Source organism: Burkholderia sp. Bp8986, assembly GCF_003854225.1.
In the GTDB taxonomy this organism is placed as follows: domain Bacteria; phylum Pseudomonadota; class Gammaproteobacteria; order Burkholderiales; family Burkholderiaceae; genus Burkholderia.
Map to the genome: position 1 here is coordinate 15,335 of NZ_QTQM01000037.1, position 14,741 is coordinate 30,075.

Annotated in this window: 14 protein-coding genes; 8 read left to right on the forward strand and 6 right to left on the reverse strand. The window is 71.5% G+C overall.

The features are described 5' to 3' along the window. Window positions 1–228: 228 nt before the first annotated feature. A complete protein-coding gene (locus tag DID99_RS26960) occupies window positions 229–1,149 on the reverse strand; it encodes a LysR family transcriptional regulator (RefSeq protein WP_124667842.1) in 921 nt (306 codons plus the stop codon). 124 nt (window positions 1,150–1,273) lie between these two features. On the opposite strand from DID99_RS26960, the gene DID99_RS26965 reads away from it, so the two are divergent. The 8 genes from DID99_RS26965 (at window position 1,274) to DID99_RS27000 (ending at window position 8,331) form a co-directional block, all read left to right on the forward strand. Next, window positions 1,274–2,551 (forward strand): YbfB/YjiJ family MFS transporter, encoded by a 1,278-nt coding sequence (locus DID99_RS26965; protein ID WP_124667843.1) that lies wholly within the window; start codon window positions 1,274–1,276, stop codon window positions 2,549–2,551. A gap of 122 nt (window positions 2,552–2,673) precedes the next feature. Then, entirely contained in the window at window positions 2,674–3,210 is a 537-nt protein-coding gene (locus DID99_RS26970; RefSeq protein ID WP_124488942.1) for an NUDIX domain-containing protein, read from the forward strand. A gap of 149 nt (window positions 3,211–3,359) precedes the next feature. Then, window positions 3,360–3,797, forward strand: coding sequence for a thioesterase family protein (locus tag DID99_RS26975; protein ID WP_124488943.1), 438 nt, complete (start codon window positions 3,360–3,362; stop codon window positions 3,795–3,797). Window positions 3,798–3,810: 13 nt separating this feature from the next. Beyond that, a complete protein-coding gene (locus DID99_RS26980) occupies window positions 3,811–4,746 on the forward strand; it encodes a branched-chain amino acid ABC transporter permease (RefSeq protein WP_044846105.1) in 936 nt (311 codons plus the stop codon). Next, the gene (locus DID99_RS26985; protein ID WP_124667844.1) at window positions 4,739–5,965 is read left to right on the forward strand and encodes a branched-chain amino acid ABC transporter permease; all 1,227 of its coding nucleotides are present in this window, start codon (window positions 4,739–4,741) and stop codon (window positions 5,963–5,965) included. Before DID99_RS26980 ends, DID99_RS26985 begins: the two co-directional genes overlap by 8 nt. Further along, window positions 5,962–6,711, forward strand: a complete 750-nt coding sequence (locus tag DID99_RS26990; protein WP_124667845.1) for an ABC transporter ATP-binding protein — start codon at window positions 5,962–5,964, stop codon at window positions 6,709–6,711. The genes DID99_RS26985 and DID99_RS26990 overlap by 4 nt, the downstream gene beginning before the upstream one ends. After that, on the forward strand, window positions 6,708–7,412 hold the full coding sequence (locus DID99_RS26995; RefSeq protein ID WP_124667846.1) for an ABC transporter ATP-binding protein: 705 nt from the start codon (window positions 6,708–6,710) through the stop codon (window positions 7,410–7,412). The genes DID99_RS26990 and DID99_RS26995 overlap by 4 nt, the downstream gene beginning before the upstream one ends. Window positions 7,413–7,584: 172 nt before the next feature. Next, window positions 7,585–8,331, forward strand: coding sequence for a glucose 1-dehydrogenase (locus DID99_RS27000; RefSeq protein ID WP_124488947.1), 747 nt, complete (start codon window positions 7,585–7,587; stop codon window positions 8,329–8,331). 23 nt (window positions 8,332–8,354) lie between these two features. Here the strand turns inward: DID99_RS27000 and DID99_RS27005 are convergent, their stop codons facing one another. From DID99_RS27005 to iolC, 5 genes are all read right to left on the reverse strand, one after another. Continuing rightward, the gene (locus tag DID99_RS27005; RefSeq protein WP_124488948.1) at window positions 8,355–8,849 is read right to left on the reverse strand and encodes a heme-degrading domain-containing protein; all 495 of its coding nucleotides are present in this window, start codon (window positions 8,847–8,849) and stop codon (window positions 8,355–8,357) included. 84 nt (window positions 8,850–8,933) lie between these two features. Further along, window positions 8,934–9,752, reverse strand: coding sequence for a 5-deoxy-glucuronate isomerase (gene iolB, locus DID99_RS27010; RefSeq protein WP_124571873.1), 819 nt, complete (start codon window positions 9,750–9,752; stop codon window positions 8,934–8,936). Window positions 9,753–9,783: 31 nt separating this feature from the next. Then, window positions 9,784–10,713 carry a myo-inosose-2 dehydratase gene (iolE, locus tag DID99_RS27015; protein ID WP_124667847.1) on the reverse strand — a complete coding sequence of 310 codons (930 nt, stop codon included), beginning with the start codon at window positions 10,711–10,713 and terminating at the stop codon, window positions 9,784–9,786. A 61-nt stretch (window positions 10,714–10,774) separates the two neighbouring features. Beyond that, window positions 10,775–12,658 carry a 3D-(3,5/4)-trihydroxycyclohexane-1,2-dione acylhydrolase (decyclizing) gene (gene iolD, locus DID99_RS27020; protein WP_124488951.1) on the reverse strand — a complete coding sequence of 628 codons (1,884 nt, stop codon included), beginning with the start codon at window positions 12,656–12,658 and terminating at the stop codon, window positions 10,775–10,777. Window positions 12,659–12,704: 46 nt separating this feature from the next. After that, complete coding sequence (iolC, locus tag DID99_RS27025; RefSeq protein ID WP_124571872.1) at window positions 12,705–14,663, reverse strand: bifunctional 5-dehydro-2-deoxygluconokinase/5-dehydro-2-deoxyphosphogluconate aldolase; 1,959 nt, start codon at window positions 14,661–14,663, stop codon at window positions 12,705–12,707. Window positions 14,664–14,741 lie beyond the last annotated feature (78 nt).

Consider the following 14,741-nt stretch of genomic DNA (forward strand, 5'->3'; position numbering starts at 1 on the left):
CTGACCGCGTCGCGTCACATCGCTTCGCATCAAAAAAACGACCCGATCGGCACGTGTGCCGGTCGGGTCGTTTTGTTTTTGTCGGTATGAAGAATTAGCGCGCTCGCTGGCGCTCGCCTGCGTTCCCGGCTCGGGCAGACGCCGACGCGGCCACCACCGCCCTGGCCGCATCGCCCGTGTCGGAATGAAGATCGAGCGCGCGCACCAGCGGCCGCCGGCGATCCCGACTCAGGCCGACACCGATGCGGCCACCGCCGCCTTGGTCGCATCACCCGGCTCCCGCGCAGCCTCGCCCAGCGCATCGCGCAACGCGGCGAGCGCCGCCGATGCGTAACCATGCCGCCACGCGAGCAGCGTGTCGATCCCTTCGAGTTCGCGGATCGTGTGAGCGGCGACGTTGCCGGTCTCGGGCTGCAGCTCGAGCACCGAGCGCGGCGCGACCGCGATGCCCGCGCCGGCCGCGACGCACGCGACGATCGCATGATACGAACCGAGTTCGAGCACACGCGAGGGCTTCATCCCGTGCGCCGCATACCATTGCTCGACATATTTCCGGTACGTGCAGCCGCGCTCGAACGCGACCAGCGTCGGCAGGATCACGTCGCGCGGCGTGCGCACGGGCGGATGGCCGCGCGGCGTCAGCAGCACGAGATCCTCGCGGAAGATCGGCACCGTCTCGAACGTGTCGGGCAGCGTGTCCGGCTCGGGCGGCCGCGCAAACAGCGCCGCGTCGATCTCGAAATCACGCACCTTGTCGATCAGCCAGCCGGTCGTGCCGGTCACGAGCTCCAGCGACACGTCGGGCCACGCATGGTGATAACGCGCGAGCACGGTCGGCAGCCGGCTCGCGGCCGTGCTTTCCATCGTGCCGAGCCGCAGCCGCCCGCGCGGCGTGTCCTCGCGCACCGCATCGCGCGCCTCGTCGGCAAGCGCGAGCAGCCGCTCCGCGTACGGCAGCAGCGTGTGCCCGGCCGGCGTCAGCACGAGCCGGCGGCCGTCGCGCACGAACAGCGCCGCGCCGAGTTCCTCCTCGAGCTGCTTGATGCGCGTCGTCACGTTCGATTGCACGCGATTGAGCTTCGCCGCCGCGCGCGTCACACCGTTCTCGCGCACGACAGCCCGGAAAATCGCCAGCGCCGCCAGGTCCATGATTCTCTCCTGGAGATATGTGGATTCTTGATTATTCATTTATCGAGAACGTTCGGTCAAGCTACGATACAAGCGTTCCGATTTCCGTTCCGGCCGGCGCGCGCCGCGCGCGGCCCATGCCGCCATGTCCCGTTCCGATGCCCCGAGCGCCGTCGCCGGCGTACACCTGCCCGATGACGCCGACCGCCGCGCCCGCGCGGCCGCGCTCGCCTGCATGATCGGGCTGGCGGTCGCGCTCGGCGTCGGCCGCTTCGCGTTCACGCCGCTGCTGCCGCTGATGCTCGCCGACGGCTCGATCGGCCTGAAGGCCGGCAGCTGGCTCGCGTCGGCGAACTACGCGGGTTATTTCGTCGGCGCGGTCAGTTGCGCGGCCGTGCGGGTCGCGCCCGCGCGGATGGTGCGCTTCGGGCTGGCCGCCACCGTGCTGTTGACTGCCGCGATGGGCGTCGGCCATCTGCTCTCCGTGTGGCTCGTGGTGCGCTTCGTCGCGGGCGTCGTCAGCGCATGGACGTTCGTGTTCGTGTCGCAATGGGGGCTGCGGCGGCTCACCGAACTGCATGCGCCCGAGTGGAGCGGGGTGATCTACGCGGGGCCGGGCGTCGGGATCGTGCTGACCGGGCTGATCGGCAGCGCACTCGCCGGCCATCGCGCGGCGCCCGGCTGGCTCGGCTTCGCGGCGTTGTCGGCGCTGCTGTCGGTCGCGATCTGGCGCACGTTCGGCAGCGCGCCGGGGCCGGCCGTCTCGACAACCGCCGCGCGGGGCGCCGCGGCGCCGGCCATGCGCGAGCGACCGGCCGCGCCGGCCGCGGCACCGCATGACGCACGGCGCCATCGCGCCGACGCCGCGCGGCTCGTCGTGCTGTACGGGATGCCGGGCTTCGGCTACATCATCACCGCGACGTTCCTGCCGGTGATCGCGCGTGCCGCGCTGCCGGCCGGCTCGCCGTGGCCCGACCTGTTCTGGCCGATGTTCGGCGCGGCGCTGATCGTCGGCGCGATCGCCGCGTCGCGATTGCCCGGCCACTGGGACAACCGGCTGCTGCTCGCCGCCGGCTGCGCGACGCAGGCGCTCGGGATCGCGGCGGGGATCGTCTGGCCGAACGCGGCCGGCTTCTCGGCCGGCAGCGCGCTGCTCGGCCTGCCGTTCACCGCGATCACGCTGTTCGCGATGCGCGAGGCGCGGCGGCTGCATGGCGAGCGAGCGGCCGGGCTGATGGGCTATGCGACCGCGTCGTACGGGGTCGGGCAGATTCTCGGTCCGCTCGTCGCCGCGCCGCTGACCGCGCGCTTCGGGTCGTTCTCGCCGGCGCTGTGGGTCGCGGCAGGCGCGTTGCTCGCCGGTGCCGCCGGCTTCGCGGCAACCGCCGCACGCGTGCGTGCGCAACCCCGCATGCAACCCTGACCTCATCGGGGCCGGATCGTCTGCGGCGCGGGCAAACTCGCTAGAATGAGGCCTTTCCCGCGCCGAGCGGGCGCGCGACGCGGCCGGCAGGCCGCCGCCGGGCGCTCGCCAGATCCCCATCGATGACCACCGCCGACTACCGTTTTTGCCCGCGCTGCGCGCGTCCGCTGACCGAGCGCGCCGATCCCGACCACGAAGGCGGCCGCGTTCGCCAGGCTTGCCCGGACGACACGTGCGGCTACGTGCACTGGAACAATCCGCTGCCGGTGGTGGCTGCGATCGTCGAGCTCGACGGCAAGATCCTGCTCGCGCGCAACGCGGCCTGGCCGGAAGGGATGTTCGCGCTGATCACCGGCTTCCTCGAGAACGGCGAGACGCCCGAGGACGGCATCGCGCGCGAGGTGTTCGAGGAAACCGCGCTGAAGGCCGAGCAGGTCTCGCTGGTCGGCGTCTATGAATTCATCCGCAAGAACGAACTGATCATCGCGTACCACGTGCGCGCGTCGGGCACCGTCGCGCTGTCGCCGGAACTGCTCGAATACCGGCTCGTCGATCCGCCGCTGCTGCGCCCGTGGCGCGCCGGCACCGGCTACGCGCTCGCCGACTGGATGCGCGCGCGCGGCCTCGATTTCGAATTCGTCGACCGAGCGGGGCAGTGACGGGCCGCGCCGCCGCCATGTCGTCAGTCGCGCCGGGCACGATCGCGGCGCGGCACCTCGCCATTCGCCGGCGGGCCGTTCCGCACGACCGCCGCGCGACGTGCGCTTCATCTTCCTCGTCCTGACCGCCCACCGCCATCGCCATCGCCATGTCCGACAAGCCGCAGCCGCGTCCGCGCGACGCCTACCGCCACTTCCTGCCGATCACGACCCGCTGGATGGACAACGACGTCTACGGGCACGTGAACAACGTCGTCTACTACAGCTACTTCGACACCGTCGTGAACGAATACCTGATCCGCGCGGGCGTGCTCGACGTCGAGCACGGGCAGACGATCGGGCTCGTGGTCGAGACGCAGTGCAACTACTTCGCGCCGCTCGTCTTTCCGCAGTCCGTCGACGCGGGGCTGCGCGTCGCGAAGCTCGGCACGTCGAGCGTGCGTTACGAGATCGGGCTGTTCGCGGCGGGCGAAGCCGCGCCGGCCGCGCAGGGGCATTTCGTGCACGTGTACGTCGATCGCGGCACGCGCCGACCGGTGCCGCTGCCGGACACGCTGCGCGCGGCGCTCGAACCGCTCGCTGGCTGACGGGCCCGCGGCGGTGCACGCGTTCGCGCTCCAGGCGTTCAACGGCCTCAGCTACGGGTTGCTGCTGTTCATGCTGTCGGCCGGCCTCACGCTGATCTTCAGCGTGCAGGGCGTGCTCAACTTCGCGCATGCGAGCTTCTACATGCTCGGCGCGTACGTCGGCTACAGCATCGCAGCCCGCGCGGGGTTCTGGCCCGCGCTCGGGCTCGCGCCGCTCGCGGTCGGGCTGCTCGGCGCCGGCTGCGAGCGCGCCCTGCTGCGCCGCGTGCAGGCGCACGGGCACACGAGCGAACTGCTGCTGACCTTCGGGCTCGCGTACCTGATCGGCGAGGGCGCGAAACTGCTGTGGGGCCTCGCACCGCTGCCGGCCCCGGTGCCGCCGCTGTTCGACGGCGCGCCCGTGACCGTGTTCGGCCTCGCGCTGCCGCGCTACCGGCTCTTCATGATGGCGATGTCCGCGGCGATGCTGGCCGCGCTCGGCGCGCTGCTGCGCGCGTCGCGCCTCGGCCTCGTCGTGCGCGCCGCGCTCACGCACCGCGCGGCCGTCGAGGCGCTCGGCTACGACGTGCCGCGCGTGATGACGGGGCTGTTCGGCGCGGGCACCGCGCTCGCGGCGCTGGCCGGCGTGATCGGCGCGCCGCTCGCGGTGATCGAGCCGGCGCTGGCCGAGACCGTCGGGTCGGTGGTGTTCGCGATCGTCGTGATCGGCGGGCTCGGCTCGCTCGGCGGCGCGTTCGCCGCGTCGCTCGCGGTCGGCTTCGCGCAGACCTTCGCGGCGTCCAGCGACACGTCCCTGCGCGACCTCGCGCGATGGGCGGGCCTCGCGCTGCCCGACGGCGTCGCGGCCGTGTCGATCGCGCAGCTCGCTCCGCTGGTCCCGTACCTGCTGCTCGTCGCGGTGCTGGTCGCCCGGCCGCGCGGGCTGTTCGGCGAGCGTGTCGATGGCTAGCCGCGCGCGGGCCGGCGCGCTGCGCTGGGTGCTGTTCGCCGCGTGCGTGGCCGTGCCCGCGTGGCTGTGGCCGCATGGCGCGGTGCTCGGCTATCTCGCGCAGACGGCCGCGCTCGTCGTGCTCGCGCTGTCGTACAACCTGCAGCTCGGCACGACCGGGCTGCTGTCGTTCGGCCATGCCGCCGTCGCGGGGCTCGGCGCGTTCGCCGCCGCGCACTGGTTCAATCATGTCGGCGCGCCGCTGCCGCTGTTGCCGCTCGTCGGCGGCGCGGCCGGCGCGGGCTTCGGGTTCCTCGCCGGCCTGCTCGCGACACGCCGCGCGGGCACCGTGTTCGCGATGATCACGCTCGGCCTCGGCGAATGCGTCGCGGCGGCCGCGTGGAGCGTGCCTGTGTGGTTCGGCGGCGTCGGCGGCGTGCCGATCGACCGCGCGAGCGGCGCGCCCTGGGGCGGCTGGCATTTCGGTGCGCAAACGCAGGCCTACGCGGTGATCGCCGCATGGTGCATCGTGTCGGCGCTGGCGATGCACGCGCTGACGCGCACGCCGCTCGCCCGGCTCGCGAACGCGGTGCGCGACAACCCCGCGCGCGTCGCCGCGCTCGGCACCGAGCCGCGCCGCGTGCGGCTCGCGATGGTCACCTGCGCGTCGTTCTTCGCGGGCATCGCGGGCACGCTGACGCTGATCGACGTCGAGATCGCGACGCCCGACAGCGTGTCGATGGCGCGTTCGGCGACCGTGCTGATCGCCGCGGTGATCGGCGGCACCGGCACGTTCTTCGGGCCGGCGGCCGGCGCGGTGGTGCTGACCGCGTTGAGCGTCGTCGTCGCGGGCGTGTCGCGCGCATGGGCGCTGTATCTCGGCGTGCTGTTCGTCGCGGTCGTCGTCGCCGCGCCGCGCGGGATCGCGGGCATCGCGCAAGCGTTCGCGCATGCGTTGCGGCGCGGCGCGCCGGCGGCCGAGCGGTGGCGCCTGCTGTGCGGCATCGGCGCGTGCGTGTTCTGGGGCGTCGCGATCGTCTGTGCGGCCGAGCTCGGCTATGCGTGGCGTTTCGCGCAGGACGACGGCACCGGCATCGCGTTCGGCGCGTGGGGCATCGACGCCGATTCGCCGGCGGGCTGGGCCGTCGCGGCCTCGGCGGCCGGCATCGGCACGCTGCTGTGGGGCTGGCGCGCGCGGTTGCTGAACCACCGGCACGGCACGCGGGAGGACGGGCTATGAACGGCAACGCGATCGCGCTCCACGGGATCGTGCAGCGTTTCGGCGCGCAGACCGTGCTCGACGGCATCGAATTGAGCATCGCGGCCGGCGAGCGTCATGCGCTGATCGGGCCGAACGGCGCGGGCAAGTCGACGCTGTTCGGCGTGATCGCCGGCGCGACGCGGCCGACGCGCGGGCGCGTCGTGCTGCACGGTGTCGAGTTGCGCGGGCGCGGGCCGGTCGTCGCGAGCCGGCTCGGCATCGGCCGCAGTTTCCAGCAGACGAGCGCGTTCGCGCGGCTGAGCGTGTTCGACAACCTGCGCTGCGCGGCGCTGCATGCGCCGGCCGAGCGGCGGCGCTGGTGGAACCGGCTGCGCGAATCGGCATCGGTCGATCGCGCGGCCGCGCGCGTGCTGCACGACATCGGCCTCGATGCGCGGCGCGACGCGCCGGCCGGCGCACTCGGCTATGCGGAACAGCGCGCGCTCGATCTGGGCATCGCGCTCGCGAGCGGCGCGCGCACGCTGCTGCTCGACGAGCCGACCGCCGGCATGAACCGCGACCAGGCGGCGCGGATGATCGCGCTGATCCGCGCGACGACGCAGGGCCGCACGGTGCTGATGATCGAGCACGACATGGATGCGGTGTTCGGCTTCGCCGAGCGCATCACGGTGCTCGTGCGCGGCACGGTGGTCGCGACCGGTGCGCCCGACGCGATCCGCGCGGACCCGGCCGTGCGTGCCGCCTATCTCGGCGAGGATGCATGAGCGCGCTGCTCGACATCCGCGGCCTGCGTGCATGGTACGGAAGCCAGCCCGTGCTCGACGGCGTCGATCTCGCGCTCGCGCCGGGCGAGACGCTCGCGCTGCTCGGTCGCAACGGCGCGGGCCGCTCGACGCTCGCGAAGGCCGTGATGGGGCTCGTGCGCACCGCGGGCTCGGTGCGCATCGCCGGCGCCGAATGCGCGGGCGCGCGCACGTTCGAGATCGCGCGGCGCGGCGTCGCGTACGTCGCCGAAAGCCGCGACGTGTTTCCGCTGCTGAGCGTGCGCGACAACTTGCGGCTCGGGCTGCGCGGCCTGAGCGGCGCGGCCGAACGTGCCGCGCTCGACCGGCTGCTCGCGCGCTTTGCGCTGCTGGCCGCGCGGGCCGACGTGAAGGCCGGGCGGCTCTCGGGCGGCGAGCAGCAGGTGCTCGCGCTGGTGCGCGCGCTCGCCGGCCGCCCGCGCGTGCTGATCGTCGACGAACCGGCCGAAGGGCTCGCGCCGCTCGCGGTCGACGCAGTCGGCGCCTGCCTTGCCGCGATGCAGGACGACGGCGTCGCGATCCTGCTGATCGAGCAGCGGCTGCAGCTCGCGCCGCGGCTCGCGCAGCGCGTCGCGGTAATGGGGCGCGGGCGGATCGTCTACGACGGCGCGCTCGACGGGCTCGGCGGCGACGTCGTCAGCGCGTGGCTGAGCGCCGGCTGACCGTCCGTCGACCGTCCGTCCGCCGATTGTTCGGCAAACCCCGCCAGTCAATTCGTGTCGAGCCGCTTTATCGCGGCCGCCGGAACCGCGAAGATTGCCAGCAAGGCCGGTGCGCCGCGACAGGCGCGACCGGTACCCATCCATCGAAGTCTTCCGACTGAGGAATGAAATCATGAGCAAGCTGGCAGGCAAGGTCGCGATCGTCACGGGCGCTTCCAAGGGGATCGGCGCCGCAATCGCGAAGGCGCTGGGCGCCGAAGGCGCGTCGGTCGTCGTCAACTACGCGAGCAGCAAGGCCGGCGCCGACGCGGTCGTGAGCGCGATCGTCGAAGCGGGCGGCCGCGCGGTCGCGGTCGGCGGCGACGTGTCGAAGGCAGCGGACGCGCAGCGCATCGTCGATACGGCGATCGAGACGTACGGCCGTCTCGACGTGCTGGTCAACAATTCCGGCGTGTACGAATTCGCGCCGATCGAGGCGATCACCGAAGAGCACTACCGCCGGCAGTTCGACACGAACGTGTTCGGCGTGCTGCTGACGACGCAGGCCGCCGTCAAGCATCTGGGCGAAGGCGCGAGCATCATCAACATCAGCTCCGTGGTGACGAGCATCACGCCGCCCGCGAGCGCCGTGTACAGCGGCACCAAGGGCGCCGTCGACGCGATCACCGGCGTGCTCGCGCTCGAACTCGGCCCGCGCAAGATTCGCGTGAACGCGATCAACCCGGGCATGATCGTGACCGAAGGCACGCACAGCGCGGGCATCATCGGTTCGGATCTCGACCGGCAGGTGCAAAGCCAGACGCCGCTCGGCCGCCTCGGCGAGCCAGACGACATCGCGTCGGTCGCGGTGTTCCTCGCATCGGACGATGCGCGCTGGCTGACCGGCGAGCGCCTCGTCGCGAGCGGCGGGCTGCACTGATCGCGCGAGCCGGCGCGCGCCCGCTACGCGATCATCGCGAGCGCGTTCGCGCCGACATGCCAGCGCAGGCTCTCGACGACGAGCGCATGATCGCGTTCGTCGTCGAGCCCGGCGATCGCCATCGCGCCGACGATGCCGCCGTCGGCCAGCCGCAGCGGCACGCCGCCGCCGTCGAGCGCATAGTCGGCATCCGACAATCCCTGCGACTGCAACGACCAGCCGGCGCGGCGAAAGCGCGCGCCGACCTCGAGCGAACTGACGCCGAAGCGTAACACCGTGTTCTGCCGGCGGCGGATCGCGTCGCTGTCGCGGGCGCGGCTGCCGTCGAGCGCGCAATAGAACAACGGTGCGGCTTCGCCGACGATGCCGACCGCGATCGGCAGCCCGCGGCGCGACGCGAGATTGACCGCGATGTCGCCGAGCCGGCGCGCGACGTCGGCATCGAAGTGCGCCAGCATCGGCGTTGAGGCCGTGTCGCCGAAGGGCATGGGCGCGCAGCGCGGGAAGGGGATCGGCATGGCAGCTCCGTGTCGTCGCAAGTTCGGCCCGTGCGCGCGTCCTGCGTCGCGCGCCGGCCGTCGATCGTTCAGCGCGTCAATGCATCAGCGCCCGGGCGCCGCGTCGAGCATCCACTCGTGCGTGGGGTCGTTCTTGAACGCCCACGCGCGGCTCGGCCCGGCCATCACGTTCAGGTAGTACAGGTTGTAGCCGTGCGGCGCGACCACCGGGTGATAGCCGCGCGGCACCATCACGACGTCGTGGTTCTCGACCGCGCATGCCTCGTCGAGGCTGCGGTCGTCCGTGTACACGCGCTGGAACGCGAAACCCTGCGGCGGATCGATCCGGTGGTAATAGGTTTCCTCGAGCGACGTTTCGTCGGGCGCCGCGTCGCGATCGTGCTTGTGCGGCGGATAGCTGCTCGAGTGGCTCGCGGGCGTGATCACTTCGACGACCAGCAGCCGGTCCGCGGCCGGGTTGTCGCCCATCAGGATGTCGCATACGTAGCGCGTGTTGGTGCCTTGCCCGCGCACCGCACGCCGCATCCGTTCGCCGTCGAGGCGCTGCACGCGCTTGTCGCCGCTCGCGTAAGGCGCGGTGCACAGCGCGACTTCCGTGTCGCGCGTCGCCACCAGCGTGACGGTCTTGCCGCCCGGCACGTACAGCGCGTCCGGCGACACTTCCTCGAACACGCTGTCGCGCTTGCCGAGTGCGTCGTAGGTCTCGCCGTCGACTTGCGCGCGCAGCGTGCCCGTGAGCACGACGACGCACAGTTCGCGCGTGCCCGTGTCGAGCGTTTCGGTGTCGCCGGCCTTCAGGCGCAGCGCCCGAAAGCCGACGTGTTTCCAGCCGGCCGACTCCGGCGTCACGTTGCAGATTTCGCGGTCGGCGGATGCCTTGACCAGCAGGGGAGAAATCGTCATGGCGTGAGGTTCCTCGATGAGATGACGGGGCTTACGCACTCAACCGGTCGACGATCGCGCGCAGCGATTCGTAGCCCTTCTTCGCATACTGATAGCTCGGCGCGACGGCCGGGTCCTGCTCGGCCTCGACCACGAGCCAGCCTTCGTAGCCGGCGTCCTTCAGCGTGCGCAGCGTCGCTTCGTAATCGAGCGCGCCGTCGCCCGGCACCGTGAAGGTGCCGTTGATCACGCCGTTCAGGAAGCTCCAGCCGCCGTTGCGCGCCTGCGTGACGACCTGCGGCCGCACGTCCTTGCAGTGCACGTGCACGACGCGCGCCACGTGCTTCCTCAGCAGCGCGACCGGATCGGCCGCGCCGCCGAAATACGCGTGGCCCGTGTCGAACAGCAGGAACACCTTCGCGGGATCGGTCAGCGCCATCAGCCGGTCGACGTCGTCCGGCGATTCGACGTACGCGCCCATGTGGTGATGGTAGGCGAGCTTGATCCCGTAGGTCTCGAGCAGGTGCGCGCCGAATGCGTCGAGGCGCGCCGCATAGCGCCGCCAGGTTTCATCGTCGACGAAACGCGGGCGCTTGGCGACCGGCGTGTCGATGCTGCCCTGGATCGTGCCCGCGCATTCGCCGTACACCACGACCTTCACGTCGTTGAACTGCAGCTTCGTCATGTGCGCGCGGCAGCGCTCGATTTCGGCCTCGACGGCATCGGCGTCGCTCATGCCCGGCGCGACTTCCGCCAGAACGCCCGAATACCAGCCCGACACGCACACGAGCCCGAACTCGGCGAGCTTCGCCTTCAGCTCGGGGCCCGTCTTCGGAAACTTGTTGCCGAGCTCGAAGCCCGCGTAGCCGATTTCGGCGCCTTCCTTCAGTGCCGTCTCGAGCGGCGTCTCGCCGCCGAGCGACGGCAGGTCGTCGTTCATCCACGACAGGGGATTGATACCGATGCGAACGTTCCAGCTCATGACGTGCTTCCTTGGTTCGAATGTTGTTTTCGCGGAGCGGCGGATTGAATGGGGAAACGGATCAACGCCGCTGCCGGGTTTTCTCGTCGAGATACGTCCGGTGCGCGCGTTCGACACCGGCGCGCGCGGATACCTGCGGCACCGCGACTTCCCACCACGCGCCGCCGTCCGCGGTCGTGCGCTCGTGCGTCGTGTCGATCACGATGACCTGGCTCGTCTTCGCCGCGCGCGCACGCTTCATTTCGCTGCGCAGTTCGCCGACGTCGCGCACGTGCACGGCTTCGGCGCCCATCGAGCGTGCATGCATCGCGAAGTCGATCGTCGAGCGTTCGCCGCCTTCCGGCACGCAGTCGTCGAGCATGTTGTTGAAGCTCGCGCCGCCGCAATTGATCTGCAGCCGCTCGATGCAGCCGTAGCCGCGGTTGTCGAGGATCACGACGATGAGCTTGCGGCCGAGCATCACGGACGTCGCGAGTTCGGCGTTGAGCATCATGTACGAGCCGTCGCCGACGATCACGATCACTTCGCGCTCGGGCCGCGCGAGCTTCGCGCCGAGGCCGCCCGCGACCTCGTAGCCCATGCACGAGTACGCGTAGTCCATGTGGTAGTTGCCCGGCACGCCGCTGCGCCACAGCTTGTGCAGTTCGGCCGGCAGCGTGCCGGCCGCGCACACGACGAGATCGTCGCGCGCGCTGTCGCGCCCCGCGTCGGCCGCCGAGTCGCGCACCGCGCCGATCACTTCCGCGTCGTACGGCAGCGTGTCCTTCGGCACGCGCGTGGTCAGCTCGGTCACGCGCGCGTTCCACGCGGCGGCCTGATCCTGGTTCGCGGCCGTCCAGGCCGCATCCGCGCGCCAGCCCGCGAGCGCGGCCGACAGCTGGCCGAGGCCCGTGCGCGCATCGGCGATCAATTGCCGGCCGCGCTTCTTGCCCGCGTCGAACGGCTGCACGTTCAGGCTCAGCAGCGTCGCATTGCCGAACAGCGCGTGCGAGCCGGTCGTGAAATCCTGCAGGCGCGTGCCGACCGCGAACACCACGTCGGCCTGCGCGGCCGCGCGGTTCGCGGCGGGCGAGCCCGTCACGCCGATCGAGCCGAGGTTCAGCGGGTGGTCCCACGCGAGGCTGCCCTTGCCGGCCTGCGATTCGGCGACCGGCACGCCGTGCGTGTCGGCGAACGTGCGCAGCGCGTCCCACGCCTGGCTGTACAGCACCCCGCCGCCGGCGACGATCAGCGGTTTCTTCGCCGCTTTCAACACGTCGAGCGCATCCGCGAGTTCGAGCGTGTCGGCAGGCGGGCGGCGCATCCGGATCACCGGCGGCGCGAAGAAATCCTCCGGCCAGTCGTAAGCGAAGGTCTGCACGTCCTGCGGCAGCGCGAGGCATACGGGGCCGCATTGCGCGGGGTCGGTCATCACCTGGATCGCGCGCGGCAGTGCGACCAGCAGCTGCTCGGGCGACGTGATCCGGTCGAAGTAGCGCGTCACCGGCCGGAAGCAGTCGTTCGCGCTGACGTCGCCCTGTTCGAAGTCTTCGACCTGCTGCAGCACCGGGTCGGGCAGCCGCGACACGAACACGTCGCCGGGCAGCAGCAACAGCGGCAGCCGGCCGACGTGCGCGAGCGCCGCGGAGGTCAGCATGTTGGTCGCGCCGGGGCCGATGCTCGACGTCGCGGCCATCATTCGCTGGCGGAAGTTCGCTTTCGCGAACGCGACGGCCGCATTCGCCATTCCTTGCTCGTTGTGCGCGCGGAACGTCGGCAGCCGTTCTTTTTCGGCATGCAGCGCTTCGCCGAGCCCGGCCACGTTGCCGTGGCCGAAGATCGCGAACACGCCGCCGCAATACGGCAGGATCTCGGTGCGGCCGTCCGGCTGGACGACTTCGGCGCGCAGGGCGGCCAGGTAGCGCACGAGCGCCTGGCTGACGGTCAGTCTCACGGTGGTGGTCATCGTCTGTCGATCAGGAGGAATCGGGTGGTCATCACGGATATCTGCATCAGGCGGCTGCGGCGGCGCGCGCGGCGGTACGGCGGCCGAGCCACGCGTCGACCAGCTGCGCGAAATTGCCGGCCACTTCGTCGATCAGCGCCTGGTCGTCGATCCGGCCGGCGAGCCAGTGCAGCGACGCGTCGGCCCACAGCGTGCGGCCGACCATGAAGCCCTTGACGATCGGGTTGGTCGCCGAGCGGAAGCTGTCGACCAGATATTGCAACGGCTGGTTCAGCCCGAGGATCACCGCGCCGCGGCAGTGCGGGTCGCGCTCGGCCACCAGCGTCTCGAGCCGCGCCCAGCCGTCGGCGCTCATCGGCGCGAGCTTCCACCACTCCGGCATCACGCCGAGGTTGTAGAAGCGCGCGACCGTGCGCAGCACCGCGTCGTCCTCGGTGCCGGGCGGCGTGACCGCGCGCGGCGGAATGATTTCCAGCAGCAGCTCGTTGCCGCTCGCGCGCGTGGCTTCCCACAGCTCCAGCACGCGCTGCTCCTGCGCGACGCGCAGGTCGACGTCGTCGTCGGGGTGGTAGTGGACGAGGCACTTCACGACCTGTTCGGTCGGCCAGTGCGTGAGCGACGAGCCGACCGAGCGCGTGTCGTCGAAGCACAGCGGCCGCGAGCCGGGCAGCTCGACCGGGCGGCCGACCCACCAGCCGCGGCCGGTGGCCGACGCGAGCGCGTCGCGGCCATATGCGCCGCCGTCGATCAGCACGCCGACGTGGCCTTCGATCCGGCGATCGCGCTCGACCTGTTCGGCCGCGCGCACGAGCAGGCGCTTGAGCGTCTTGATCCGTGCTTCGTCCGCGCCGGCCTGCACCGCGAGCTCGTAGAACTGGCTGCGATGGTCGAACGCCATCACGCACAGGTCGTCCCATGCGCGGCGCGGCACCGTCACGCGATGCAGGTGCGCGAGCGCGCGATCGGCGTCCACCTGCGGATTGCGGCTGCCGCCGAACCAGTGCGCGAGCTCGGCCGGCGTCGGCATCGCGGCCGAGCACGCGTGGCGCGACACGACGATCGCGCCGCACGCGTTCGCGATGCGCGTCGCTTGCGCCCAGCCGTGCCCGCGCAGCAGCCCGGACAGCAGGCCCGACAGGAACGCGTCGCCCGCGCCCAGCACGTTCAGGACTTCGACGCGTTCGCCGTGGAAGGTCGGCGCATCGTCGATGCGCGCGGGGATGTCGCCCTCGATCACGCAGCAGCCGAGCGCGCCGCGCTTGACCACCAGCACCGCGCCGCTCGCGCGGCGCACGGCCTGAAGCGACGCGATCAGGTCGTGCGGCACGCCGCCCGCGATCAGGAATTCCTCCTCGGTGCCGACCAGCAGGTCGAACTCGCCGAGCACCTGCTGCAGTTGCCGCGTGACCTGCGCGTCGGGCACGTAGCGGTTCTCGCCCGCGCCGCGCGCGGTCAGCCCCCACAGCACCGGCCGGTAGTCGATGTCGAGGATCCGCACGACGCCGTGGCGGCGCGCGTAGCCGAGCGCGGTCAGCGACGCCTCGCGGGTGCCCGGCGTCGAAAGATGGGTGCCGGTGATCGCGAGCGCGCGGCAGCCGGCGATGAAATCCTCGCGGATCTCGTCGGCGCGCACGGCCATGTCCGCGCAGTTCTCGCGCACGAACAGCAGCGGGAACGTGTCGCGATCCTTCAGCCCGAGCAGCACGAGCGCGGTCAGGCGTTCCGGATCGGTCTGCAGCTGGCTCGTGTCGCAGCCTTCGCGCTCGAGCGTCTCGCGCACGAAGCGGCCCATCTGCTCGTCGCCGACGCGCGAGATCATCGCGGTCTTCAGCCCGAGCCGGGCGACGCCGAACGCGACGTTGCCCGACGAGCCGCCGAGATACATCTGGAAGCTGCGCGCATCCTCCAGGCGGCTGCCGTACTGTTGCGCGTAAAGGTCCACGGCGACGCGGCCGAGGCAGGCGAGATCGATGGGGCGGTCAGTCGGAAAGTTCAACGGGCTCATATCACGTATCACGCTCGCGGCCGGCGTTCGACCCTGCCGGCGGATTGAGGGACCGATCCTGCGACGGTGGTCCGTCAC

Excerpts from the sequence above, each read along its gene's own strand:
- DID99_RS26960 (WP_124667842.1), bottom strand. The coding sequence starts at position 1,149 with ATGGACCTGGCGGCGCTGGCGATTTTCCGGGCTGTCGTGCGCGAGAAC.
- DID99_RS26965 (WP_124667843.1), top strand. The coding sequence starts at position 1,274 with ATGTCCCGTTCCGATGCCCCGAGCGCCGTCGCCGGCGTACACCTGCCC.
- DID99_RS26970 (WP_124488942.1), top strand. The coding sequence starts at position 2,674 with ATGACCACCGCCGACTACCGTTTTTGCCCGCGCTGCGCGCGTCCGCTG.
- DID99_RS26975 (WP_124488943.1), top strand. The coding sequence starts at position 3,360 with ATGTCCGACAAGCCGCAGCCGCGTCCGCGCGACGCCTACCGCCACTTC.
- DID99_RS26985 (WP_124667844.1), top strand. The coding sequence starts at position 4,739 with ATGGCTAGCCGCGCGCGGGCCGGCGCGCTGCGCTGGGTGCTGTTCGCC.
- DID99_RS26990 (WP_124667845.1), top strand. The coding sequence starts at position 5,962 with ATGAACGGCAACGCGATCGCGCTCCACGGGATCGTGCAGCGTTTCGGC.
- DID99_RS26995 (WP_124667846.1), top strand. The coding sequence starts at position 6,708 with ATGAGCGCGCTGCTCGACATCCGCGGCCTGCGTGCATGGTACGGAAGC.
- DID99_RS27000 (WP_124488947.1), top strand. The coding sequence starts at position 7,585 with ATGAGCAAGCTGGCAGGCAAGGTCGCGATCGTCACGGGCGCTTCCAAG.
- DID99_RS27005 (WP_124488948.1), bottom strand. The coding sequence starts at position 8,849 with ATGCCGATCCCCTTCCCGCGCTGCGCGCCCATGCCCTTCGGCGACACG.
- iolB (WP_124571873.1), bottom strand. The coding sequence starts at position 9,752 with ATGACGATTTCTCCCCTGCTGGTCAAGGCATCCGCCGACCGCGAAATC.
- iolE (WP_124667847.1), bottom strand. The coding sequence starts at position 10,713 with ATGAGCTGGAACGTTCGCATCGGTATCAATCCCCTGTCGTGGATGAAC.
- iolD (WP_124488951.1), bottom strand. The coding sequence starts at position 12,658 with ATGACCACCACCGTGAGACTGACCGTCAGCCAGGCGCTCGTGCGCTAC.
- iolC (WP_124571872.1), bottom strand. The coding sequence starts at position 14,663 with ATGAGCCCGTTGAACTTTCCGACTGACCGCCCCATCGATCTCGCCTGC.